This window comes from Streptomyces sp. A1277, from assembly GCF_004795015.1.
GTDB lineage: Bacteria > Actinomycetota > Actinomycetes > Streptomycetales > Streptomycetaceae > Streptomyces.
The window spans coordinates 35,151-55,756 of sequence record NZ_SSBI01000016.1; the positions used below are offsets into that span (position 1 = coordinate 35,151).

Sequence of the window (20,606 nt, forward strand, 5' to 3'; positions counted from 1 at the left end):
GTGATGCAGTTCCTTCTTGCGTTCGTCGTCGCCGCCCCGCTCATCGGCGCCGTCGCCGCCCTGCTCCCGGCCCCGCCCGGGCTGAAGGGCCGCAGCCCCGACCAGGCCGTGCTCCGCCACGGCGTGACCGTCACCGGTGTCATCCTCCTGGCGACGCTCGTGCTGGCCGCCGGCTTCGACCACGACCACCCGTCGAAGATGCAGGCCACCACCGACATCAGCTGGATCCCGGCGCTGGACGTGCGCATCCACCTCGGCATCGACGGCATTTCGCTCCCCCTGCTCGTACTGACCGCGCTGCTGACCTTCCTCTGCGCGCTCTACAGCTACTTCAAGATGCCCGCCGGCCCCTCCCCGAAGGCATTCGTCGCGCTGATCCTCGTCCTGGAGTCCGGCACCCTCGCCACCTTCGCCGTCCTCGACCTGATCCTGTTCTTCCTGGCGTTCGAGATGGTGCTCATCCCGATGTACTTCCTCATCGCCCGCTGGGGCGGTGCGCAGAGGCAGGCGGCTGCCTGGAAGTTCATCCTCTACACACTCCTCGGCTCGGTCGTCATGCTGCTGGGCCTGCTCCTCATCGGACTGAAGAGCGGCACCTTCGACATGGTGGCACTCGCCACTGACAACGGCCGCGGGCTCACCTCATCCGTGCAGGTCATCGCCGTTCTCGCGATCGGCATCGGCCTCGCCGTGAAGACCCCGATGTGGCCGCTGCACAGCTGGCTCCCCGACGCCCACACCGCCGCCCCGACGGTCGGCTCGGTCCTCCTCGCGGGCGTCCTGCTGAAGATGGGCACGTACGGGTTCGTCCGGATCCTGCTCCCCGTCGCCCCCGACGGCATGCACACCTTCGCCCCCTACCTCGCGGCCTTCGCCGTCGCCGGGATCATCTACGGGTCGCTCGCCTGCCTGGCGCTCGCCCGACCCGGCTCCAAGGGCGACCTGAAGCGGCTCATCGCGTACTCCTCCGTGGGCCACATGGGCTTCGTCCTCCTCGGCATCGCGAGCATGACCCCCACCGGCGTCAACGGCGCGCTCTTCGCCAACATCGCCCACGGACTCATCACCGGCCTGCTGTTCTTCCTGGTCGGCGCGGTCAAGGACCGGCACGGCACCGCCGACCTCGACACCCTCGCCGGAGCCACCGGCGCCGCCCTCTACGGCCGCGCCCCCCGCCTCGGCGGCCTCCTCGCGTTCGCCGCGATCGCCTCCCTCGGCCTGCCCGGACTCGCCGGCTTCTGGGGCGAGATGCTCGCCCTGTTCGGCGCGTTCGACCCCGCCGAAGGGCTCAGCAGGCCCGCCTTCCTGACCTTCATGTCCGTCGCCGCGTTCGGCACCCTGCTCACCGCCGCCTACCTCCTGATCGTGGTCCGCCGCGTCTGCATGGGCGCCACCCGCGACGAACCGCAGCCGATCGCCGACGTGCAGAGCTACGAATTCGCCGCCTGGACCCCCCTCGCGGCCCTCACCGTCCTCGCCGGCCTCTGGCCCGCCGTCCTCCTCGGCCTCACCGACCCGGCCGTGCAGAAGCTCCTCGCAGGAGGCAAGTCGTGACCACCGCGGCCCCAACCGCCGGCCTCACCCAGACGGCGGCCGAGAGCGCCGGCAGCCTCGTCCACACAGCGGCCGAGAGCGCCGGCAGCCTCGTCCAGTCCGTCGACTGGCTCGCCCTCGCGCCCCCGGTCGCCGTCGCGGCCGTCGCAGTCGCCGTCCTGGTCGCCGACCTCTTCGTCCCCGAGGCCCGCAAACCGCTCCTCGGCTACGGAGCCGTCGCCGGTCTCGTCGCCGGACTGGCCCTGATCATCCCGCTCCACGAAGGCGACCGCTCCACCTTCTGCCTCACCACCGGCAGCCACGCGTGCAGCTACACCGCCGACCACTTCACCCTGGTCATCCAGGCCCTCGTCCTCGGCGGCGCCCTGCTCACCGCCCTGCTCTCCATCGGTGACACCCGCAAGCTCCCGGCCGGCGAATTCTGGTTCCTGCTGCTGTCGTCCGCCGCCGGCGCCGCGCTCCTGCCCGCCGCCCGCGACCTCGCCACGCTCGTCATCGCCCTCGAAGTCGCCTCGCTGCCCGCCTTCGCCCTCGTCGGCATCAAGCGCGGCGACCGGCGCTCCTCCGAGGCCGCGCTGAAGTTCTTCCTGTCCTCCGTGACCGCCACCGCCGTGATGCTCCTCGGCGTCAGCTTCGTGTACGCGGCCACCGGCACCCTCCACCTCACCGACCTGGCCGCCCGCCTCGACCACGTCGACCCCCGGCTCTCCACCCTCGCCGGGGCGGGCGTCGCCCTGACCCTCGTCGGCTTCGCCTTCAAGACGGCCGCCGCGCCCTTCCACTTCTGGGTCCCCGACACCTACGTCGGCGCACCGCTGCCGATCGCCGCCTACCTCTCGGTCGTCGGCAAGGCGGTCGGCTTCACCGGCCTCATCCTCGTCACCGTGATCGCCTTCCCGGCGTACGCGGACGTCTGGGGCCCCGCCCTCGCCGTACTCGCCGCGCTCACCATGACCGTCGGCAACGTCGCCGCGCTCCGCCAGAGCGCCACCCGCGCCCGCAGCGCCGTACGCCTGCTCGCCTGGTCCTCCGTCGCCCAGGCCGGCTACCTCCTGGTGCCGATCGCCGCCGCCGCGTACGCCGGGGACCGCCGGATCGGCTCCACCGTCGCGTACGCCCTGATGTACGCCGTCGTGAACCTCGGCGCGTTCGCGGTGGCCGCCCTCGTCGCCCGTACCCACCCCGGCAACCGCCTCACCGACTACCGGGGCCTGTACGCGACCCGGCCGCTCGCCGCCCTCGCGCTGGCCTTCTTCCTGCTCTGCCTGGCCGGGCTGCCGCCGGGCATCATCGGCCTGTTCGCCAAGGTCACGGTCTTCTCCGCGGCCGTCGACGCCGGACTGGGCTGGCTCGCCGTCGTCATGGCCGTGAACGTCGTCGTCGCGCTGTACTACTACCTCCAGTGGACCGCCGCCCTGTTCCGCGCGCCCGAGCCGGAGGACGGTACGCGGCAGCCCGCGCCCGCCACCCGGCACCGCACCCCGGCACCTCTCACCGCCGCGATCGTGCTCACCGCCGCCGCCGGCATCGTCCTGTCGGGCGCCCCGCAGACCGTCCTCAGGTTCGCCGCCGTCAACCTGTTCTGACGGGTACAAGATCGGCTTGCCCCCACCAGCCCGCACAGGGCAGGGTCATGCCCGCGCACGGGCGCGTACGACCTTCACATCACCACAGAGGAGCCAGAGCAGTGCTGAGCGGGTTCAAGGACTTCATCCTGCGCGGGAACGTCATCTCCATGGCGGTCGGTCTCGCCGTCGGAGCCGCGTTCACCGCGGTCGTCACCGGATTCAGCAACGCCTTCATCGTCCCGATGATCGGCATCATCACCCGCGGCACCGGCGACTTCAGCAAGGCCGAGTTCAAGTTCGACGGGGTGACGTTCCCCTACGGCCTCTTCATCAGCGCCGCGATCGCCTTCCTCATCACCGCCTCGGTCCTCTACTTCGGTGTCGTCATGCCGATGTCCAAGGTCCAGGACCGCTTCATGGCCAAGAAGCACCAGGAAGCGGTCGACATCAAGGCCGCCCTGCGCGACTGCCCCCGCTGCTACACCGAGATCCCGGCCATCGCCTCCCGCTGTGCCCACTGCACCAGCGAGGTCGAGCCCGACCCGCAGGTCGTGGAGCTCGCGAAGCTCCCCGCCCAGCGCTGAGCACGCGGCGCCCCCACCCGTACGGACCAGCACGCCCCCGACGCCCGCATGCGGGGACGGGCGGGGCCGCCCGCCCCCGCGCACAAGGGAACTAGCTTCCCTCGCCTCGCGTTGACCAGTACGGGAGGCTCCACTGGGGGTGGAGCCCCACCCAGCAAGGGCTCCCCTGCTGCACGATTTGGAGGGCGTAGCGTGCACCGCCGGCACAACGGGCTGAAAACCGCCGTACTCCTCGGGGGCCTGTCCGCACTCATCATCGTCATCGGCGGCTTCTTCGGCCGTACGGGACTGATCGTCGCGCTCCTGGTAGCCGTCGGCACCAACGCCTACGCGTACTGGAACAGCGACAAGCTGGCGCTGCGGGCCATGCGGGCCCGCCCGGTGAGCGAGTTCGAGGCGCCCCAGCTCTACCGCATCGTCCGCGAGCTCTCCACCTCGGCCCGCCGTCCCATGCCCCGGCTCTACATCTCCCCGACCCAGGCACCCAACGCCTTCGCGACCGGCCGCAACCCGCGCAACGCGGCGGTCTGCTGCACCGAGGGCATCCTCCAGCTCCTCGACGAGCGGGAGCTGCGCGGCGTCCTGGGCCACGAGCTCAGCCATGTCTACAACCGCGACATCCTCATCTCGTCCGTCGCCGGCGCGCTGGCCTCCGTCGTGATGTTCCTGGTCAACTTCGCCTGGCTGATCCCGGTCGGCCGCTCAAACGACGACGAGGGCCCCGGCCTCCTCGGCATGCTGCTGATCACGATCCTTGGCCCGCTCGCCGCATCCGTGATCCAATTGGCCGTCAGCCGTTCCCGGGAGTACGAGGCGGATGCCGCGGGCGCCCGGCTGACCGGCGACCCGCTGGCCCTGGCCGGCGCCCTGCGGAAGCTGGAGACCGGCACCCAGCAGCTCCCGCTGCCCCCGGAGCCGAGGATCGAGACCGCGAGCCACATGATGATCGCGAATCCGTTCCGCGCCGGACAGGGGCTGTCCAAGATGTTCTCGACCCACCCGCCGATGGCGGAGCGCATCGCCCGACTCGAGCAGATGGCAGGTCCTCGCCCGTGAAAACCATTCTGAACGTCATCTGGCTGGTCCTGTGCGGCTTCTGGATGTTCCTCGGCTACCTGCTCGCGGGACTCCTGCTCTGCATCACGATCATCGGCATCCCGTTCGGCCTGGCCGCCTTCCGCATCGGCGTCTACGCCCTGTGGCCCTTCGGGTACCGGGTCGTCGACCGCAAGGACGCGGGCGGCCCCTCGTGCGTCGGCAACGTGCTCTGGCTGGTTCTCGCCGGCTGGTGGCTGGCGCTCGGTCACATCACCACCGGCATCGCCCTGTGCATCACGATCATCGGCATCCCCCTGGGCATCGCCAACTTCAAGCTCATCCCGGTGTCCCTGATGCCCTTCGGCAGGGAGATCGTCCGCACCGACGAGCAGTTCGCCGGCTGGTAACCACCACAGGGCCGACAGGCCCGCCGCGCAACCGCCCGCCCGTCCTGGGCGTCTTGGCTTCCAAGACCGAGTGACGGGTAGGTTCGCACGCATGACCATTATCGGCTGGATCATCCTTGGGCTTGTCGCCGGCGTCATCGCCAAAGTCCTGCTCCCGGGGCGGGACCCCGGCGGCGTGCTGGGCACCACCCTCATAGGGATCGTCGGCGCCTTCCTCGGTGGCTGGATCTCGTCGCGCTTCCTGGACCGCGAGATCTCCAAGGACTTCTTCGACCCCGCGACCTGGATAGCGGCCATCGGCGGCTCACTGGTCCTGCTGATCGCCTACCGGCTGCTCTTCGGCAACTCCCGACAACGCCGCTGACGACTACTCCGAAGGCCGCCCCAACCCCGTCTCACGCAACGTCACATTGAGCCGGCCACCGCTCATCCCCGTACCGGGAGGGGCGGTGCCCGGCCGGACCGACGGCACCCCGTGGAACGCGCGCCGCGAAGGCCCGCCGAACACGAACAGGTCCCCGGAGGCCAGCTCCACGTCCGTGTACGGCCGCCCCCGGCCCTCCGTGTTGCCGAAGCGGAAGACACACGTGTCGCCGATGCTGAACGACACCACGGGCGCCCCGGACCGCTCCTCGTTGTCCTGGTGCATGCCCATCCGGGCCGTGCCGTCGTAGAAGTTGACCAGCGCGGCATCCGGCTCGTACGCCGCAGCGGGACTCCCCGGCCCGTACGCCTCCGCCACCGCCTCCCGCCCCAGCTCCGCGAGCCAGCCCGGGAACGGGGCGACCCGCGCGCCGTTCACATCGTCCGCCGTACGCGCATAGCGGTACGGCTGCCAGTGCCAGCCCAGGCACACCGTCCGCACCGACATCACCCCGCCGCCCGGCAACGCCGTGTGCCGCAACGGAACCGGCCCCCGCGCCCACTGGCGGCACGCCACCACCAACTGCCGCTGCCGCTCGGGCGACAGCCAGTCCGGCACATGCACCGCCCCCGGCGCGACCACCGCACGCGGCCTCGGGAACAGCCCCTCCATCAGCGCGCGGCCAGGGCGCCCTCAAGCCCCAGAAGCCGCTCCTTGCTCTCCAGCCCGCCCGCGTACCCGCGCAGCGCCCCGTCCGCACCGATCACCCGATGGCACGGCCGCACGACCAGCAGCGGATTGCGCCCGATCGCCGTACCCACGGCCCGCACCCCGGCCCCGCTCGCGCCGACCCGCTCGGCGATCTGCCCGTAGGACACCGTCTCCCCGTACGGGACGGCGTCCAGCGCGGACCAGACCCGGCGCTGGAAGCCGGTGCCCCGGCCCTCGGCGTACACCAGGTCGAAGCGCGTCCTGCGCCCCTCGAAGTACTCCCGCAACTGGGCGGCGACCGGCGCGAACGCCGAGGGCGCGTACCCCCACCCGTCCTGGACGACCGCCGCGCCCTTCTGGCCGGGCAGGGAGAGCGAGACGAGCGCGATGCCCGTCGCCCCCGGGGCCTCTTCCCCGACCAGCAGCAGTTCACCCAGCGGGCTGTCGACCGTCGCGTACATGGTCATGACTCGTCCCTCTCCTCGTCCGTACGGCCGGCCGGAACGCCGGCCGTCACGGACCAGTCTGCTGCGCCCGAACCGCCGCGACCGGCGGTATTCGGACATGCAGTCCGGGCGCGGAACGAGAGCTTCCGCACCCGGACCACGGCGTCCTACCGGTAGTTCGTGAACTGCACGTCGAAGTCGAAGTCCTGCGCCTTCAGCAGCGCCTGAACGGCCTGGAGGTCGTCCCGGCTCTTCGAGGTGACCCGCAGCTCGTCGCCCTGGACCTGCGCCTTGACGCCCTTCGGGCCCTCGTCGCGGACGATCTTCGCGACCTTCTTGGCGTTCTCCTGGGAGATGCCCTCCTCGATCGAGGCGAAGAGCTTGTACTCCTTGCCGGACAGCTGCGGCTCACCGGCGTCCAGCGACTTCAGCGAGATGCCGCGCTTGATCAGCTTGGACTGGAAGATGTCGAGGATGGCCTTGACCCGCTCCTCGCCGTTCGCCTGCATCAGGATCTTCTCGCCGGACCAGGCGATCGAGGCATCCGTGCCCTTGAAGTCGTAGCGCTGGGAAATCTCCTTGGCGGCCTGGTTGAGGGCGTTGTCGACCTCCTGCCGCTCGACCTTCGAGACGATGTCGAAACTGGAGTCGGCCATGACGTGTGGCTCCTTGGATCGGGGGTGCTGGAAAGGATGTGCGTACGAAGCGGCCGCAGGGCCTCCGGGAAGTGCGGGGCCCCTGCCACCCGGCAAAGCCTAGCCACCCGCGCCCGCCGGGGCCGCTGGTCAATCCGGTGGCGTAGCACCCCCGGTCATCAGGTATCGTTTACGTCGTTGCCACGGAGCACCGCCGCAAAGCGGGTCCCACGGCAGCATCCCTTGGCGGTGTGCCCGAGTGGCCAAAGGGAGCAGACTGTAAATCTGCCGGCTCAGCCTACCCAGGTTCGAACCCTGGCGCCGCCACAAAGCAAGGCCCCTGTCTCCGGACGGGGGCCTTCTCTGTTGTCCGGTGAGAAGAAGGGTGAGCGTGGATTCCGTACTCGTCAGTGCCTGCCTGCGGGGCGTGCCCTGCCGCTTCGACGGCCGGAGCAAGGAATCGGAGCCGGTGGCCGTTGCGATCGGCGACCGCAGGGCTGTCGCCTTCTGCCCCGAGACCGCCGCCGGCCTGCCCACGCCCCGCCGCCCCGCCGAGATCGTCGGCGGCGACGGGCGCGACGTGCTGGACGGCCGGGCCCGCGTCCTGGACGACACCGGGCACGACGTGACCGAGGCGTTCGTGGACGGTGCCCGGCGGGCGCTGGAGGCGGCGCGGCGGACCGGCTGCACCGAGGCGCTGCTCATGCCCCGCAGCCCTTCCTGCGGGCGGGGCGCGATTCATGACGGTACGTTCACCGGCGAGCTGCGGCCCGGGGACGGAGTCACCGCTGCCCTGCTGGAGCGGCACGGCATCACCGTGCGTCCGGCGCCCCGCGGGTGAACGCGGCTGAACGCGGCTGAACGCGGCGGACCGGCCGGAGCGCCGCCCCGGCCGGTCCGCGTGCCCGGTCAGTTCCCGGCGACGTCCTTCACCGCGACCGTCAGCGGCACGTTGCCCGAGATCAGTTCGAGGGTCAGCCCCGCCGTGGCCGGTGTGTCCAGCAGCTCCATGAGCACCGCCGCCACGTCGTCGCGCGGCACCGGGCCCCGGCCCGTCGACGCGGCGAGCAGGACCTGCCCGGTGCCCGCGTCATTGGTGAGCATGCCGGGCCTGAGGATCGTCCAGTCGAGCCCGGACCTGGCCCGTACGTCCGCGTCCGCCGCGCCCTTGGCCCGGAGGTAGACGTCGAACACCTCGTCGCCGGGGTGGTCCGGGTCCGCGCCCATGGACGAGACCACGACGTAGCGCCGCACCCCCGCCCGCTCCGCCGCGTCCGCGAACAGCACGGCCGCGCCCCGGTCCACGGTGTCCTTGCGCTCCGTGCCGCTGTTCGGGCCCGCGCCGGCCGCGAAGACCGCCGCGTCGGCGCCCCGCAGCACCTCGGCGGCCTCCTCCACCGTGGCCGATTCCAGATCCAGCACCACCGGCTCGGCGCCCGCCGCCCGGAGGTCCTCGGCCTGTCCGGGCTTGCGGATGATGCCGGCCGCCTCATCCCCGCGTGCAGCGAGCAGCCGCTCCAGCCGCAGCGCGATCTGACCATGTCCACCTGCGATGACAATGCGCATGGAATCGACGGTACGCCGGAGCGCGCCGCCCCGCTCACGGCCCGCCGGTCGATTCCGGCCGTCCCTGGCGCGGCAGCCCGGGCCCGCCGTCCGCCTCCGAGTCGCAGTACTCGCGCACCGCGCTGGTCCGGGCCACGACCCGGCCCCGGTGCACCACGATCCGGCTGTACGCCAGCGACAGCGCCCCGGCGAGCCCTTCCCCGCGTACGGCGAGCAGCTCGGCGGGGAAGCCCGCCTCGACGCGGACCTCGGGGAGCCCCATCACACGCCTGGCGTCGGCGGAGACCGCCGCGTAGGCGTCCTCGGGGCGCAGCCCGCTCTGCGAGGCCAGCAGGAAGGCGGCCTCCAGCGGGTCGCCGCGCCCCACCGGATTGGCCGGGTCGCGCAGCGCCCCGCTCCCCGCCGCGACCCGCACCCCGGCCTCGCGCAGCAGCCGTACGGGGGCGGTGCCCCGACCCTCCGTGCCGCAGCAGCCGCCCTGCGGGAGGCAGGTCACGCCCACCCCGGCGGTGGCCAGCTGAGCGGCGGCGCGGGCGGCCGCGCCGCCGGGGAGGCGGGCGAGGCCGGCGCAGGGGCCGAGGGTGACCTTCTGGCGCATGCCGCCCGCCATCGCGGCGAGCCGGGCGAGCCGGACGGGGTCGTCGCCGTCCGTGTGCAGATCGACGGGGCAGCCGTGTTCGGCGGCCACCTCCAGGACTGCTTCCGCGTACCCGGTCGGGTCCGGATCGAGGTCCGGGCAGCCGCCGACCGCGCCGGCGCCCATCTTCACCGCGTCGCGGAGCATGGCCAGATCGCCCGCGCCGGCGACGCCGGTGAGCAGCCGGGGCACGGCGACCGGGGCCAGGTCGACGAGGCCCCGCAGGGAGCGCCGGGCCTGGAGGACGGCTTCGAGCGCCGCCAGGCCCTGTATGCCGCCGATCCGTACGTGCGAGCGCAGGGCCGTCGCGCCGTGGCCGAGCTGGAGCAGCGCGGCCTCGGTGGCGCGCCGCTGGATGGCGTCGGGGTGCTGGGAGGCGGGGCCGGTGCCGCCGGCCGTGAGGGCGGTGTCGCTGTGGGCGTGGGGTTCGGCGGGGGCGGGGAGCAGCAGGTGGCCGCGCAGGTCCAGCCGGGCGCCGGGGGAGGAGAGGCTGCCGGCGGTGCCGACGGCCTCGATGCGGCCGCCGCAGAGCCGTACGTCCACGACGCGGCCGTCGGCGAGACGGGCGCCGCAGAGCGTCAGCGGGGAGCCGGCGGCGTCGGCCGCGTGGTCGTCGGGCTGCCGCGGCCGGCTGTCGGGCATCGGGCTCCTGGGAAGCGGGCAAGATCACGCAGAGTGAATAGAGCCTAGGCGCGCGCCCGGCCCCGTTCGCGGAGGAGCGCAATAGTCGTACCGGTGCGGCCTTGCTGATCAGCGGCGTACGAACGGCCGGAGCGGGGTACGGGGCGGGGTCGGCCCGGGGCTGCGAAACGGATTTGGGCGATCGGCGACCGAGCGTGTAATGTCTTCATCGCTCGCCCCAATAGCTCAGTCGGTAGAGCGTCTCCATGGTAAGGAGAAGGTCTGCGGTTCGATTCCGCATTGGGGCTCTGGTGATCGGGAAACCCCGCTTCGGCGGGGGGACTCGTCATCAAAGCGGTGTAGCTCAGTCGGTAGAGCAAGCGGCTCATAATCGCTGTGTCACCGGTTCAAGTCCGGTCACCGCTACTAACAGTAGCCGATTGTGGGGTCGGTCCTTCGATCGGCTACTCTTTTTTGCGTTCATCCGTCCATCGTCCGTCCAAGGAGCACTCACGTGGCTGCCACCGACGTCCGCCCGAAGATCACGCTGGCCTGCGTGGAGTGCAAGGAGCGGAACTACATCACCAAGAAGAACCGGCGTAACAACCCGGACCGTCTTGAGATGAAGAAGCACTGCCCGCGCTGCAACTCGCACACCGCGCACCGCGAAACGCGCTGAAACAGGCTCGTACACGAGGCCGTCCCCTCTGGGGGCGGCCTCGTGTCGTTGTGCGGGTGTGGCTTTGAATGGGGCTGCACGTCGGCCCAGTCGTCTTTCATCAGGAGGTTGCGAGCTCATGGCGCTCGACCAGTCCTTCGTGGGGCGGACCTACCCGCCCACCGCGCCGTACGAGGTCGGACGGGAGAAGATCCGCGAGTTCGCCGAGGCCGTGGGCGACGCCCACCCCGCGTACACCGACCCCGAGGCCGCCGAGGCACTCGGCCACAGCGATGTGATCGCGCCGCCGACCTTTGTGTTCTCGATCACCTTCAAGGCCGCCGGCCAGGTCATCGAGGACCCGCAGCTGGGCCTGGACTACAGCCGGGTGGTGCACGGGGACCAGAAGTTCGCCTACACGCGGCCGGTGCGCGCGGGGGACCGGCTGACGGTCACCTCGACGATCGAGGCCGTGAAGTCCATGGCGGGCAACGACATCCTGGACGTCCGCGGCGAGGTCCACGACGAGTCCGGTGAGCACGTCGTGACCGCGTGGACGAAGCTGGTGGCGCGCGCCGCCGAGGAGGTGTGATGACGGCGAAGGTGAGTTACGAGACGGTCGAGGTCGGCACGGAGCTGCCGGCGCGGTCCTTCCCGGTGACCCGGGCCACGCTCGTGCAGTACGCGGGCGCCTCGGGCGACTTCAACCCGATCCACTGGAACGAGCGCTTCGCGCGCGAGGTCGGGCTGCCCGATGTGATCGCGCACGGCATGTTCACGATGGCGGAGGCGGCCCGGGTGGTCACGGACTGGGCCGGCGACCCGGGCTCGGTCGTCGAGTACGGCGTGCGGTTCACCAAGCCCGTCGTGGTGCCGGACGACGACAAGGGCGCGCTGATCGAGGTCAGCGGCAAGGTGGGCGCCCTGCTGGACGGCCGGCGGGTGCGCGTCGACCTGACGGTCATGAGCGACGGCAAGAAGGTGCTGGGCATGTCCCGGGCCGTGGTGCAGCTCGCCTGAGACCACGAGAGTGGCGATGTAAGGGGCACGGTCCATGGGGCCGTGCCCCTTACTCGAATCCAGGTTCGCCGGCCCGCTTGACTAAGTTAGTGATTGAGTACTAACTTATCGGCATGGCAAGGATGAGTGCAGATGAGCGACGCGAGAGCGTCATCCGGGCGGCGATCACCGAGTTCGCCCGCGGTGGGTACAGCGCCACGTCCACCGAGGCGATCGCCAAGCGCGTGGGTGTCTCGCAGCCGTACCTCTTCCGCCTCTTCCCCAACAAGGAGGCGATGTTCCTCGCGGCCTCCGAGCGCTGCTTCGCGGAGACCCGGAAGGTCTTCGCGGAGGCGGCCGAGGGGCTGGAGGGCGAAGAGGCGCTCCACTCCATGGCGAGGGCCTACCAGCGGCTGATCGCCGACGACCCCGACAAGCTGCTGATGCAGATGCAGGTGTACGCGGCCGTCGCCGCCGCGGAGGCGGCCGGCGACCGTGGGTTCGGCGAGTCGGTGCGGGCCGGCTGGGTGGATCTCTTCGACTCGGTCAACCTCGCGCTCGGCGCCGATGTGGACGAGGCCACCACCTTCCTCGCGTACGGCATGCTCGCCAACACCCTGACTGCGCTCGGCTTCCCGGCCGGTCACCGGATGTGGTCCGGTTTCTACGCCTCGGCCCGGCCGGTCACCTGAAACAGTGCGACCCGGGTTCGGCCCGGTTTTCTGCCCGAAGAAGTTAGTAATGAATAACTAACCCTCCAGGGGGAGCAGTGAACCAGCACACGACAGGCCGCGCGGGAGCGGCCTGGGCCCTCGTCATCACCAGCGTCGCCGGATTCATGGCGGCCCTCGACAACCTCGTCGTCACCACCGCCCTGCCGTCCATCCGCGAAAGCCTCGGCGGAGAGATGGAGGAGCTGGAGTGGACGGTCAACGCCTACACGCTCACCTTCGCGGTCCTGCTGATGTTCGGTGCCGCCCTCGGTGACCGCTTCGGCCGCCGCCGGCTCTTCCTCGCCGGACTCACCGTCTTCACCGGCGCGTCAGCCGCGGCCGCCCTCTCGCCCGGGATCAACGAACTCATCGCCTTCCGCGCGGTCCAGGGCGTCGGCGCCGCGATCATGATGCCGCTCACGCTCACCCTGCTCACGGCCGCCGTGGAACCCGCCCGCCGGGGCATGGCGCTGGGCATCTTCAGCGCCGCGACCGGCCTCGCCGTGGCCAGCGGACCGCTGATCGGCGGCAGCCTCACCGAGCACATCTCCTGGCAGTGGATCTTCTGGCTCAACGTGCCGATCGGCCTGCTCCTGCTGCCGCTCGCCCGCTTCCGCCTGGCGGAGTCCTACGCCCCCGGCGCCCGGCTCGACATCCCCGGCACCCTTCTGGTCAGCGGCGGACTCTTCGGCGTCGTCTACGGCCTCGTCAACGCCAACTCCGACGGCTGGACCAGCCCCACGGTCCTGACCTCCCTCATCGCCGGCACCGCGCTGATCGGCGGCTTCATCCACCACGGCTTCCGCGCCAAGAAGCCGATGCTGCCCATGCGCCTCTTCCGCGACCGCGGCTTCTTCGGGATCAACGTCTCCAGCATGCTGATGTACCTCGGGATGTTCGGCTCGATCTTCCTGCTCAGCCAGTACCTCCAGGGGGTCCTGGGCTACTCGCCCACCGAGGCCGGACTGCGGATGCTGCCCTGGACCGGGATGCCGATGCTCGTGGCGCCCGTCGCCGGAATGCTCTCCGACCGGTTCGGCGGCCGCCCGGTGGTCGTGACGGGTCTCGCCCTCCAGGCGGCCGGCCTCGGCCTGTTCGCCATGGCCATCGCCCCGGACGCCTCCTACGTCTCGCAGCTGCCCGGACTGATCACCGGCGGCATCGGCATGGCCCTGTACTTCGCCCCCGCCGCCAGCCTGGTCATGTCCAGCGTCCGCCCCGGCGAACAGGGCATCGCCTCCGGCGCCAACAACGCCCTGCGCGAGGTCGGCGGCGCCCTCGGGGTCGCCGTGCTCGCCACCGTCTTCTCCTCGCAGGGCGGCATCGGCTCCGCGCAGTCCTTCACCGACGGGACGGTCCCGGCGGTCTGGATCGGCTCCGCAGTGGTCGCCCTGGCCGCGCTCGTCGCCCTGATGATCCCGGGCCGCCGCGCCGCCGGGACGCCCGAACCGGCCACGGAGACGGTGCGGGCCCCGGAGCCGGCCGAGGAGCCGGTCTCCGTACCCGCCTGAGCCGGCCACACACCCGGTACGGTCCGTGGCCCCGCCCGAGCGGCGGGGCCACGGACCGTACTCTTGTCCCCGTGCAGGAACTCCACGACGCGCCCCTCGCCCCCCTGACCACCTTCCGGCTCGGCGGCCCCGCCACCCGCCTCCTGACCGCCACGACGGACGCCGAGGTGGTCGAGGCCGTGCGGGAGGCCGACGACAGCGGCACCCCGCTCCTGATCATCGGTGGCGGCAGCAACCTGGTCATCGGGGACAAGGGCTTCGAGGGCACCGCCCTGCGCATCGCCACCAAGGGCTTCGTGCTCGACGGCGCCTCCCTCGAACTGGCCGCGGGCGAGACCTGGACCGACGCCGTCGCCCGCACCGTGGACGCCGGCCTCGCGGGCCTCGAATGCCTGGCCGGAATCCCCGGCTCGGCCGGCGCCACCCCCATCCAGAACGTCGGCGCGTACGGGCAGGAGGTGTCGTCCACCATCACGGAGGTCGTCGCCTACGACCGGCGGACCCGCGAGACCGTCACCCTCCCGAACTCCGAGTGCGCGTTCTCCTACCGGCACAGCCGCTTCAAAGCCGAACCCGACCGGTACGCGGTGCTGCGCGTCCGCTTCGGCCTGGAGGAGTCCGGCGGCCTGTCCGCGCCGCTGAAGTACCCCGAAACCGCGCGTGCCATGGGCGTCGAGGAGGGCGAACGCGTTCCCGCGGCCGCCGCCCGCGAAACCGTGCTGCGGCTGCGCGCCGGCAAGGGCATGGTGCTCGACCCCGAGGACCACGACACCTGGTCGGCCGGGTCCTTCTTCACCAACCCGATCCTGGACCAGGCCGAGTTCGACGCCTTCCTGGCCCGGGTCGCGGACCGGCTCGGCCCCGGCGTGACGCCCCCCGCCTTCCCGGCCGGCGAGGGCCGCACCAAGACCTCCGCGGCCTGGCTCATCGACCGGGCCGGCTTCACCAAGGGCTACGGCACCGGGCCCGCCCGTATCTCCACCAAGCACACGCTCGCCCTCACCAACCGGGGCGCGGCCACCACCGAAGACCTGCTGGCCCTGGCCCGTGAGGTCGTCGCCGGGGTCCACGCGGCCTTCGGCGTCACCCTCGTCAACGAACCGGTGACCGTGGGCGTGAGCCTGTAGGGGCTGCGGGCGCGGCGCTCAGTACGCCACGCCGACGCCCTGCTTCACCGTCGCCGGGTCGTCGGTCAGCGCCAGCATCGCGTGCGCCACGTCGGCCCGGGAGATGGACCGGCCGCTGCGCGGATTGCCGCCGACGACCGTCCGGTAGGTGCCCGTCAGCGGGCCGTTCGTCAGCTTCGGCGGGCGCACCGACGTCCAGTCGGTGGCGGAGGCCGCCAACGCCGCCTCCATCGCGGTGAGATCCGCGTACACCTCCTTGAGGACCGCGCCGATCACCGAGCGCACCAACCGGTCGAGCAGCGGGTCGTCGGCGGGCTTCGGGGCGACCGGGGCGGCGCTGACCACGAGCAGGCGCCGGGTGCCCTCCGCCTCCATGGCCGTCAGCACGGCGCGGGTCAGCCGCTCGGCGATCCCGTCGGCCCTGCGGCCCCTGGACCCGAGGCCGGAGAGGACCGCGTCGCGGCCCGCCACCGCCTCGCGCAGCGCCTCCGGGTCGTCGATCCGGGCCGCGGTGTGCACCGTGACGTCCGAGAGGGGCACCGCGAGCCGTGCGGGATCGCGGACCACCGCCGTCACCTCGTGCCCCGCCGCCACCGCCTGGCGGACGATCTCCTGCCCGATACCGCCCGTCGCACCGAACACCGTGAGCTTCATGGCATGCCCCTCCTGGGTGGGTAAGTATTCACTCACCCCTAGAGTGAGTGGGTACTCACCCACCCGTCAAGCCTCGTTGGAGCGCACATGGAGCAGAAGCCGGCCCGCGCCCGCCTCATCGACGCCGCCCACCAGCTCATGCACACCAAGGGCCTGGCCCGGACCACCACCAAGGAGATCGCCAAGGCGGCCGGCTGCTCGGAGGCCGCGCTCTACAAGCACTTCCTCAGCAAGGAAGAGCTCTTCGTGGTCGTCCTGCAGGAACGGCTCCCCAAGGTCGACCTGCGCAAGCTCATCGCCGACCCGGGCGCGGGAGAGCGCTCGGTCGAGGAGAACCTCACCGCCATCGCCCGCCAGGCCGCCCTGTTCTACGAGCAGAGCTTCCCGATCGCCGCGTCCCTGTACGCCGAACCGAGGCTCAAGGAACGCCACGACGCGGCCATGCGCGAGCTGGGCACAGGGCCCCACCTGCCCATCCGCGGCGTGGCCACCTATCTGCGGGCCGAACAGACCGCGGGCCGGGTACCGGCCGACGCCGACACCTACGCGGCCGCCTCCCTGCTGATGGGGGCCTGCGCCCAGCGGGCCTTCGCCTACGACGCCACGGAGACCGGCGAACCGCCCCAGTCGCTCGACGCCTTCGCCGCGTCCCTCGCCCGGACCCTGCTGCGCGGCCTCGGCCAGTAGCCGGGGCCGGGCTCCGGAGCCTCAGGCCGCGGGCTTCGCCAGCCAGTCGTCGACGCCCGCCAGCAGCTCCGCGCGCACCGGCCCGGGCGCCGAGGAGCCCCGTACCGACTGGCGGGCCAGCTCGGCCAGCTCCTCGTCGGTGAAGGAGTGGTGGCGGCGCACCAGGTCGTACTGCGCGGCCAGCCGGGAGCCGAAGAGCAGCGGGTCGTCGGCGCCGAGCGCCATCGGCACACCGGCGTCGAAGAGCGTGCGCAGGGGCACGTCGGCCGGCTTCTCGTAGACACCGAGCGCCACATTCGACGCCGGGCACACCTCGCAGGTCACCCCGCTCTCCGCCAGCCTTCGCAGCAGCCGGGGGTCCTCGGCGGCCCGCACGCCGTGCCCGACCCGGGAGGCGTCGAGGTCGTCCAGGCAGTCCCGGACGCTGGCCGGGCCCGACAGTTCGCCCCCGTGCGGGGCGGCCAGCAGACCGCCCTCCCGGGCGATGGCGAAGGCCCGGTCGAAGTCACGGGCCATGCCGCGCCGCTCGTCGTTGGAGAGCCCGAAACCGACGACGCCCCGGTCCGCGTACCGCACGGCGAGCCGCGCGAGGGTCCTGGCGTCCAGCGGGTGCTTCATCCGGTTCGCCGCGATCACCACGCGGATCGGCAGCCCGGTCGCGCGCGAGGCGCTGTCCACCGCGTCCAGGATGATCTCGATCGCCGGAATCAGCCCGCCGAGCAGGGGCGCGTACGAGGTGGGGTCGACCTGGATCTCCAGCCAGCCGGAACCGTCCGCCACGTCCTCCTGGGCGGACTCGTGCACGAGACGCTGGATGTCCTCGGGGGTCCGCAGGCAGGACCGGGCGATGTCGTACAGCCGCTGGAAACGGAACCAGCCGCGCTCGTCCGTCGCACGCAGCTTGGGGGGCTCTCCTCCGGTCAGGGCCTCGGGCAGCCGAACGCCGTACTTGTCGGCGAGCTCCAGCAGCGTCGTGGGCCGCATCGACCCGGTGAAGTGCAGGTGCAGGTGGGCCTTGGGCAACAGACGTACATCACGCTCCATTCCAAGATCCTGCCGCACGGACGGGGCGTCGCGGTAGCCGCTTTCCCCATCGAGTTGCCCCTCGAACGCGAAAGCGACCCCCGGCCGGGGCCGGGGGTCGCTCACGGGATCGGGGCGGAGACTACGCCTTCGCCTCGCCCAGCAGCTTCTGGATGCGCGAGACGCCCTCGGTGAGGTCGTCGTCGCCCAGCGCGTAGGACAGGCGCAGGTAGCCCGGCGTGCCGAATGCCTCGCCCGGGACGACCGCCACCTCGGCCTCGTCCAGGATCAGCGCCGCCAGCTCCACCGAGGTCGCCGGGCGCTTGCCGCGGATCTCCTTGCCGAGCAGCTCCTTCACCGAGGGGTACGCGTAGAACGCGCCCTCGGGCTCCGGGCAGAACACGCCGTCGATGTCGTTGAGCATCCGCACGATGGTCTTGCGGCGCCGGTCGAAGGCGGTGCGCATCTCGGCGACCGCCTCCAGGTCCCCCGAGACGGCGGCCAGTGCGGCGGCCTGGGAGACGTTGGCGACGTTGGACGTGGCGTGCGACTGGAGATTGGTCGCGGCCTTCACGACGTCCTTCGGGCCGATGATCCACCCCACGCGCCAGCCGGTCATCGCGTACGTCTTGGCGACGCCGTTGACCACGATGCACTTGTCGCGCAGCTCGGGCACGATCGCGGGCAGCGAGGTGAACTTCGCGTCCCCGTAGACCAGGTGCTCGTAGATCTCGTCGGTCATGACCCACAGGCCGTGCTCGACGGCCCAGCGGCCGATCGCCTCGGCGTCCGCCTCGCTGTAGACCGCGCCGGTCGGGTTGGACGGCGACACGAACAGGACGACCTTCGTACGCTCGGTACGGGCCGCCTCCAGCTGCTCGACGGAGACCCGGTAGCCGGTGGTCTCGTCGGCCACGACCTCCACCGGGACGCCGCCGGCCAGGCGGATCGACTCGGGGTAGGTGGTCCAGTACGGCGCCGGCACGATGACCTCGTCGCCCGGGTCGAGGATCGCGGCGAATGCCTCGTAGATGGCCTGCTTGCCGCCGTTGGTGACCAGGATCTGGGAGGCGTCGACCTCGTATCCGGAGTCGCGCAGCGTCTTCTCCGCGATGGCGGCCTTGAGCTCGGGGAGCCCGCCGGCCGGGGTGTAGCGGTGGTACTTCGGGTTGCGGCACGCCTCGACCGCGGCGTCGACGATGTAGCCGGGGGTCGGGAAGTCGGGCTCGCCGGCACCGAAGCCGATCACCGGACGGCCGGCGGCCTTGAGGGCCTTGGCCTTGGCGTCGACGGCGAGGGTGGCGGACTCGGAGATGGCACCGATGCGGGCGGAGACCCGGCTCTCGGACGGAGAAGTAGCAGCGCTCATGCCCCCATGCTCGCAGACCGTTTTCCGCGCCGGCACAGGGGTTTCAGGGACCGGACAGCACTCGGACAGCATCCGGACACGAAGAGGCGTGGAGCGGTCAGGAGCAGTCTGTTCGACGCCGGGCCGCCGAGCACGTACACTCACCTGTCGTTGGCCTTCACCAGCCGCACCGCTCCTGCATCCGGGGCAACCGGAGACATGCGGTAGGTTGGTGGAAACCACAAAGGGTCGTAGCTCAATTGGTAGAGCACTGGTCTCCAAAACCAGCGGTTGGGGGTTCAAGTCCCTCCGGCCCTGCTACACACTCCTTCGCCAGGATGTGTGCGCATGTACGTACTTCACTGCACCGCCGTGCGGCTCCACCGGGCGCGGCACGGCCACGACCCGGAATCAGGTGAGAAGCGTGACGGACGCCGTGGGCTCCATCGACATGCCTGATGCCGAGGACGAAGTCCCCGAGTCGAAGAAGACCCGGAAGGGCGGCAAGCGCGGCAAGAAGGGCCCTCTGGGCCGTCTCGCGCTCTTCTACCGCCAGATCATCGCCGAGCTGCGCAAGGTCGTCTGGCCGACGCGCAACCAGCTGACGACGTACACCACCGTGGTGATCGTGTTCGTGGTCGTCATGATTGGTCTCGTAACCGTGATTGACTTGGGCTTCGCGCGGGTCATCAAGTACGTCTTCGGCTGATCCACGCGGAGGGCGCCTCATGGGCGCCCCTTTCGCATGTTCCACCCATTTGTATCCAGGAAGAAGCAGCCACCGTGTCTGACCCGAACCTGAACGACGCCGTCGAGCCGACCGCGGGCGCCGTCGAGTCCGCCGAGGACGAGCTCGACATCGTCGAGGCGGCGGACGCCGAGGAGCCGGAGCAGGCCGAAGCTGCCGACGAGGCCCCCGAGGCCGGTGCCGCCGACGAGGCCCCCGAGGACGACGCCGAGGAGACCGCGGACGCGGACGCCGAGGAGACCGCGGACGCCGACGCCGCCGTCGAGGAGGAGGCCGAGCCGGCCGAGCCCGTCGACCCGGTCACCGCCCTGCGCGAGGAGCTCCGCGGCCTGCCGGGCGAGTGGTACGTCATCCACACGTACGCCGGTTACGAGAAGCGTGTGAAGGCCAACCTGGAGCAGCGCGCCGTCTCGCTGAACGTGGAGGAGTTCATCTATCAGGCCGAGGTGCCTGAGGAGGAAATCGTCCAGATCAAGAACGGCGAGCGCAAGAACGTCCGCCAGAACAAGCTCCCGGGCTACGTCCTGGTGCGCATGGACCTGACGAACGAGTCCTGGGGCGTCGTCCGCAACACCCCCGGCGTCACCGGCTTCGTGGGCAACGCCTACGACCCGTACCCGCTGACCCTGGACGAGATCGTCAAGATGCTCGCCCCGGAGGCCGAGGAGAAGGCCGCCCGCGAGGCCGCCGAGGCCGAGGGCAAGCCGGCTCCGTCCCGCAAGGTCGAGGTCCAGGTCCTGGACTTCGAGGTGGGCGACTCGGTCACCGTCACCGACGGCCCGTTCGCGACGCTGCAGGCGACGATCAACGAGATCAACGCCGACTCGAAGAAGGTCAAGGGCCTCGTCGAGATCTTCGGTCGCGAGACCCCGGTCGAGCTCAGCTTCGACCAGATCCAGAAGAACTAGCGGTTATCCGCCAGCTTCTGGACACATGCCTACCGAGCAGGTCAGACCGGCTGTCACAGCGGGTCTGACCTGCTTGGTTTTTGGTCGCGCAGCTATACC

The 20,606-nt window shown here is 71.3% G+C and carries 24 protein-coding genes and 4 tRNA genes; 20 read left to right on the forward strand and 8 right to left on the reverse strand.

Features of this window, described 5'->3' with window-relative positions:
- Nucleotides 1-3: 3 nt before the first annotated feature.
- From E6R18_RS13130 to E6R18_RS13155, 6 genes are all read left to right on the forward strand, one after another.
- Nucleotides 4-1,554 carry an NADH-quinone oxidoreductase subunit M gene (locus tag E6R18_RS13130; protein ID WP_136317077.1) on the forward strand — a complete coding sequence of 517 codons (1,551 nt, stop codon included), beginning with the start codon at nucleotides 4-6 and terminating at the stop codon, nucleotides 1,552-1,554.
- The gene (locus E6R18_RS13135) at nucleotides 1,551-3,140 is read left to right on the forward strand and encodes an NADH-quinone oxidoreductase subunit N (protein ID WP_136317078.1); all 1,590 of its coding nucleotides are present in this window, start codon (nucleotides 1,551-1,553) and stop codon (nucleotides 3,138-3,140) included. The genes E6R18_RS13130 and E6R18_RS13135 overlap by 4 nt, the downstream gene beginning before the upstream one ends.
- Nucleotides 3,141-3,241: 101 nt before the next feature.
- On the forward strand, nucleotides 3,242-3,706 hold the full coding sequence (mscL, locus tag E6R18_RS13140; protein ID WP_136317079.1) for a large conductance mechanosensitive channel protein MscL: 465 nt from the start codon (nucleotides 3,242-3,244) through the stop codon (nucleotides 3,704-3,706).
- Nucleotides 3,707-3,898: 192 nt separating this feature from the next.
- Nucleotides 3,899-4,762 carry a zinc metalloprotease HtpX gene (htpX, locus tag E6R18_RS13145; RefSeq protein ID WP_136317080.1) on the forward strand — a complete coding sequence of 288 codons (864 nt, stop codon included), beginning with the start codon at nucleotides 3,899-3,901 and terminating at the stop codon, nucleotides 4,760-4,762.
- Nucleotides 4,759-5,151, forward strand: coding sequence for a YccF domain-containing protein (locus E6R18_RS13150; protein WP_136317081.1), 393 nt, complete (start codon nucleotides 4,759-4,761; stop codon nucleotides 5,149-5,151). Before htpX ends, E6R18_RS13150 begins: the two co-directional genes overlap by 4 nt.
- Nucleotides 5,152-5,242: 91 nt before the next feature.
- Nucleotides 5,243-5,515, forward strand: coding sequence for a GlsB/YeaQ/YmgE family stress response membrane protein (locus E6R18_RS13155; protein WP_136317082.1), 273 nt, complete (start codon nucleotides 5,243-5,245; stop codon nucleotides 5,513-5,515).
- 3 nt (nucleotides 5,516-5,518) lie between these two features.
- Here the strand turns inward: E6R18_RS13155 and E6R18_RS13160 are convergent, their stop codons facing one another.
- The 3 genes from E6R18_RS13160 to E6R18_RS13170 all read right to left on the reverse strand — a co-directional run bounded on the left by E6R18_RS13160 (nucleotide 5,519) and on the right by E6R18_RS13170 (nucleotide 7,328).
- Nucleotides 5,519-6,187, reverse strand: coding sequence for an alpha-ketoglutarate-dependent dioxygenase AlkB (locus E6R18_RS13160; protein ID WP_136317083.1), 669 nt, complete (start codon nucleotides 6,185-6,187; stop codon nucleotides 5,519-5,521).
- Nucleotides 6,187-6,693 carry a methylated-DNA--[protein]-cysteine S-methyltransferase gene (locus tag E6R18_RS13165; RefSeq protein ID WP_136317084.1) on the reverse strand — a complete coding sequence of 169 codons (507 nt, stop codon included), beginning with the start codon at nucleotides 6,691-6,693 and terminating at the stop codon, nucleotides 6,187-6,189. Before E6R18_RS13165 ends, E6R18_RS13160 begins: the two co-directional genes overlap by 1 nt.
- A 146-nt stretch (nucleotides 6,694-6,839) precedes the next feature.
- Nucleotides 6,840-7,328 (reverse strand): YajQ family cyclic di-GMP-binding protein, encoded by a 489-nt coding sequence (locus tag E6R18_RS13170; protein ID WP_136317085.1) that lies wholly within the window; start codon nucleotides 7,326-7,328, stop codon nucleotides 6,840-6,842.
- Between the two features lie 224 nt (nucleotides 7,329-7,552).
- Here E6R18_RS13170 and E6R18_RS13175 point away from each other — a divergent pair.
- Nucleotides 7,553-7,634: transfer RNA gene (locus tag E6R18_RS13175), tRNA-Tyr, on the forward strand.
- A gap of 64 nt (nucleotides 7,635-7,698) precedes the next feature.
- Nucleotides 7,699-8,148 (forward strand): DUF523 domain-containing protein, encoded by a 450-nt coding sequence (locus tag E6R18_RS13180; RefSeq protein WP_136317086.1) that lies wholly within the window; start codon nucleotides 7,699-7,701, stop codon nucleotides 8,146-8,148.
- Between the two features lie 68 nt (nucleotides 8,149-8,216).
- Here E6R18_RS13180 and E6R18_RS13185 read toward each other — a convergent pair whose 3' ends face one another.
- Together E6R18_RS13185 and E6R18_RS13190 are read right to left on the reverse strand one after the other, a co-directional pair.
- Entirely contained in the window at nucleotides 8,217-8,873 is a 657-nt protein-coding gene (locus E6R18_RS13185; RefSeq protein ID WP_136317087.1) for an SDR family oxidoreductase, read from the reverse strand.
- Nucleotides 8,874-8,907: 34 nt separating this feature from the next.
- The gene (locus E6R18_RS13190) at nucleotides 8,908-10,152 is read right to left on the reverse strand and encodes an amidohydrolase family protein (RefSeq protein ID WP_136317088.1); all 1,245 of its coding nucleotides are present in this window, start codon (nucleotides 10,150-10,152) and stop codon (nucleotides 8,908-8,910) included.
- Nucleotides 10,153-10,366: 214 nt separating this feature from the next.
- On the opposite strand from E6R18_RS13190, the gene E6R18_RS13195 reads away from it, so the two are divergent.
- The 8 genes from E6R18_RS13195 to E6R18_RS13230 all read left to right on the forward strand — a co-directional run bounded on the left by E6R18_RS13195 (nucleotide 10,367) and on the right by E6R18_RS13230 (nucleotide 15,139).
- Nucleotides 10,367-10,439: transfer RNA gene (locus E6R18_RS13195), tRNA-Thr, on the forward strand.
- Nucleotides 10,440-10,484: 45 nt separating this feature from the next.
- Nucleotides 10,485-10,557 (forward strand) — tRNA-Met (locus E6R18_RS13200).
- An 88-nt stretch (nucleotides 10,558-10,645) separates the two neighbouring features.
- A complete protein-coding gene (gene rpmG, locus E6R18_RS13205) occupies nucleotides 10,646-10,810 on the forward strand; it encodes a 50S ribosomal protein L33 (RefSeq protein WP_003956487.1) in 165 nt (54 codons plus the stop codon).
- Nucleotides 10,811-10,928: 118 nt separating this feature from the next.
- Nucleotides 10,929-11,381 carry a MaoC family dehydratase N-terminal domain-containing protein gene (locus tag E6R18_RS13210; protein ID WP_136317089.1) on the forward strand — a complete coding sequence of 151 codons (453 nt, stop codon included), beginning with the start codon at nucleotides 10,929-10,931 and terminating at the stop codon, nucleotides 11,379-11,381.
- The gene (locus E6R18_RS13215) at nucleotides 11,381-11,809 is read left to right on the forward strand and encodes a MaoC family dehydratase (protein WP_136317090.1); all 429 of its coding nucleotides are present in this window, start codon (nucleotides 11,381-11,383) and stop codon (nucleotides 11,807-11,809) included. Before E6R18_RS13210 ends, E6R18_RS13215 begins: the two co-directional genes overlap by 1 nt.
- 122 nt (nucleotides 11,810-11,931) lie before the next feature.
- Nucleotides 11,932-12,480 carry a TetR/AcrR family transcriptional regulator gene (locus tag E6R18_RS13220; RefSeq protein WP_136317158.1) on the forward strand — a complete coding sequence of 183 codons (549 nt, stop codon included), beginning with the start codon at nucleotides 11,932-11,934 and terminating at the stop codon, nucleotides 12,478-12,480.
- Between the two features lie 77 nt (nucleotides 12,481-12,557).
- Nucleotides 12,558-14,012 (forward strand): MFS transporter, encoded by a 1,455-nt coding sequence (locus tag E6R18_RS13225; RefSeq protein WP_136317091.1) that lies wholly within the window; start codon nucleotides 12,558-12,560, stop codon nucleotides 14,010-14,012.
- A gap of 71 nt (nucleotides 14,013-14,083) precedes the next feature.
- Nucleotides 14,084-15,139, forward strand: a complete 1,056-nt coding sequence (locus E6R18_RS13230) for a UDP-N-acetylmuramate dehydrogenase (RefSeq protein ID WP_136317092.1) — start codon at nucleotides 14,084-14,086, stop codon at nucleotides 15,137-15,139.
- Nucleotides 15,140-15,157: 18 nt separating this feature from the next.
- Here the strand turns inward: E6R18_RS13230 and E6R18_RS13235 are convergent, their stop codons facing one another.
- Complete coding sequence (locus E6R18_RS13235; RefSeq protein WP_136317093.1) at nucleotides 15,158-15,793, reverse strand: NAD(P)H-binding protein; 636 nt, start codon at nucleotides 15,791-15,793, stop codon at nucleotides 15,158-15,160.
- An 87-nt stretch (nucleotides 15,794-15,880) separates the two neighbouring features.
- Here E6R18_RS13235 and E6R18_RS13240 point away from each other — a divergent pair, with 87 nt between their 5' ends.
- Nucleotides 15,881-16,480 carry a TetR family transcriptional regulator gene (locus E6R18_RS13240; protein WP_136317094.1) on the forward strand — a complete coding sequence of 200 codons (600 nt, stop codon included), beginning with the start codon at nucleotides 15,881-15,883 and terminating at the stop codon, nucleotides 16,478-16,480.
- A gap of 21 nt (nucleotides 16,481-16,501) precedes the next feature.
- Here the strand turns inward: E6R18_RS13240 and E6R18_RS13245 are convergent, their stop codons facing one another.
- On the reverse strand, nucleotides 16,502-17,524 hold the full coding sequence (locus tag E6R18_RS13245) for an adenosine deaminase (RefSeq protein WP_136317095.1): 1,023 nt from the start codon (nucleotides 17,522-17,524) through the stop codon (nucleotides 16,502-16,504).
- A gap of 121 nt (nucleotides 17,525-17,645) precedes the next feature.
- Nucleotides 17,646-18,872, reverse strand: a complete 1,227-nt coding sequence (locus E6R18_RS13250; RefSeq protein ID WP_168712341.1) for a pyridoxal phosphate-dependent aminotransferase — start codon at nucleotides 18,870-18,872, stop codon at nucleotides 17,646-17,648.
- Between the two features lie 224 nt (nucleotides 18,873-19,096).
- On the opposite strand from E6R18_RS13250, the gene E6R18_RS13255 reads away from it, so the two are divergent.
- The 3 genes from E6R18_RS13255 (at nucleotide 19,097) to nusG (ending at nucleotide 20,507) form a co-directional block, all read left to right on the forward strand.
- A tRNA-Trp gene (locus E6R18_RS13255) sits at nucleotides 19,097-19,169 on the forward strand.
- A gap of 106 nt (nucleotides 19,170-19,275) precedes the next feature.
- Entirely contained in the window at nucleotides 19,276-19,560 is a 285-nt protein-coding gene (gene secE / locus E6R18_RS13260; protein ID WP_136317097.1) for a preprotein translocase subunit SecE, read from the forward strand.
- A 74-nt stretch (nucleotides 19,561-19,634) separates the two neighbouring features.
- Nucleotides 19,635-20,507: a transcription termination/antitermination protein NusG gene (nusG, locus tag E6R18_RS13265; RefSeq protein ID WP_136317098.1), complete on the forward strand. Its 873-nt coding sequence runs from the start codon at nucleotides 19,635-19,637 to the stop codon at nucleotides 20,505-20,507.
- Nucleotides 20,508-20,606 lie beyond the last annotated feature (99 nt).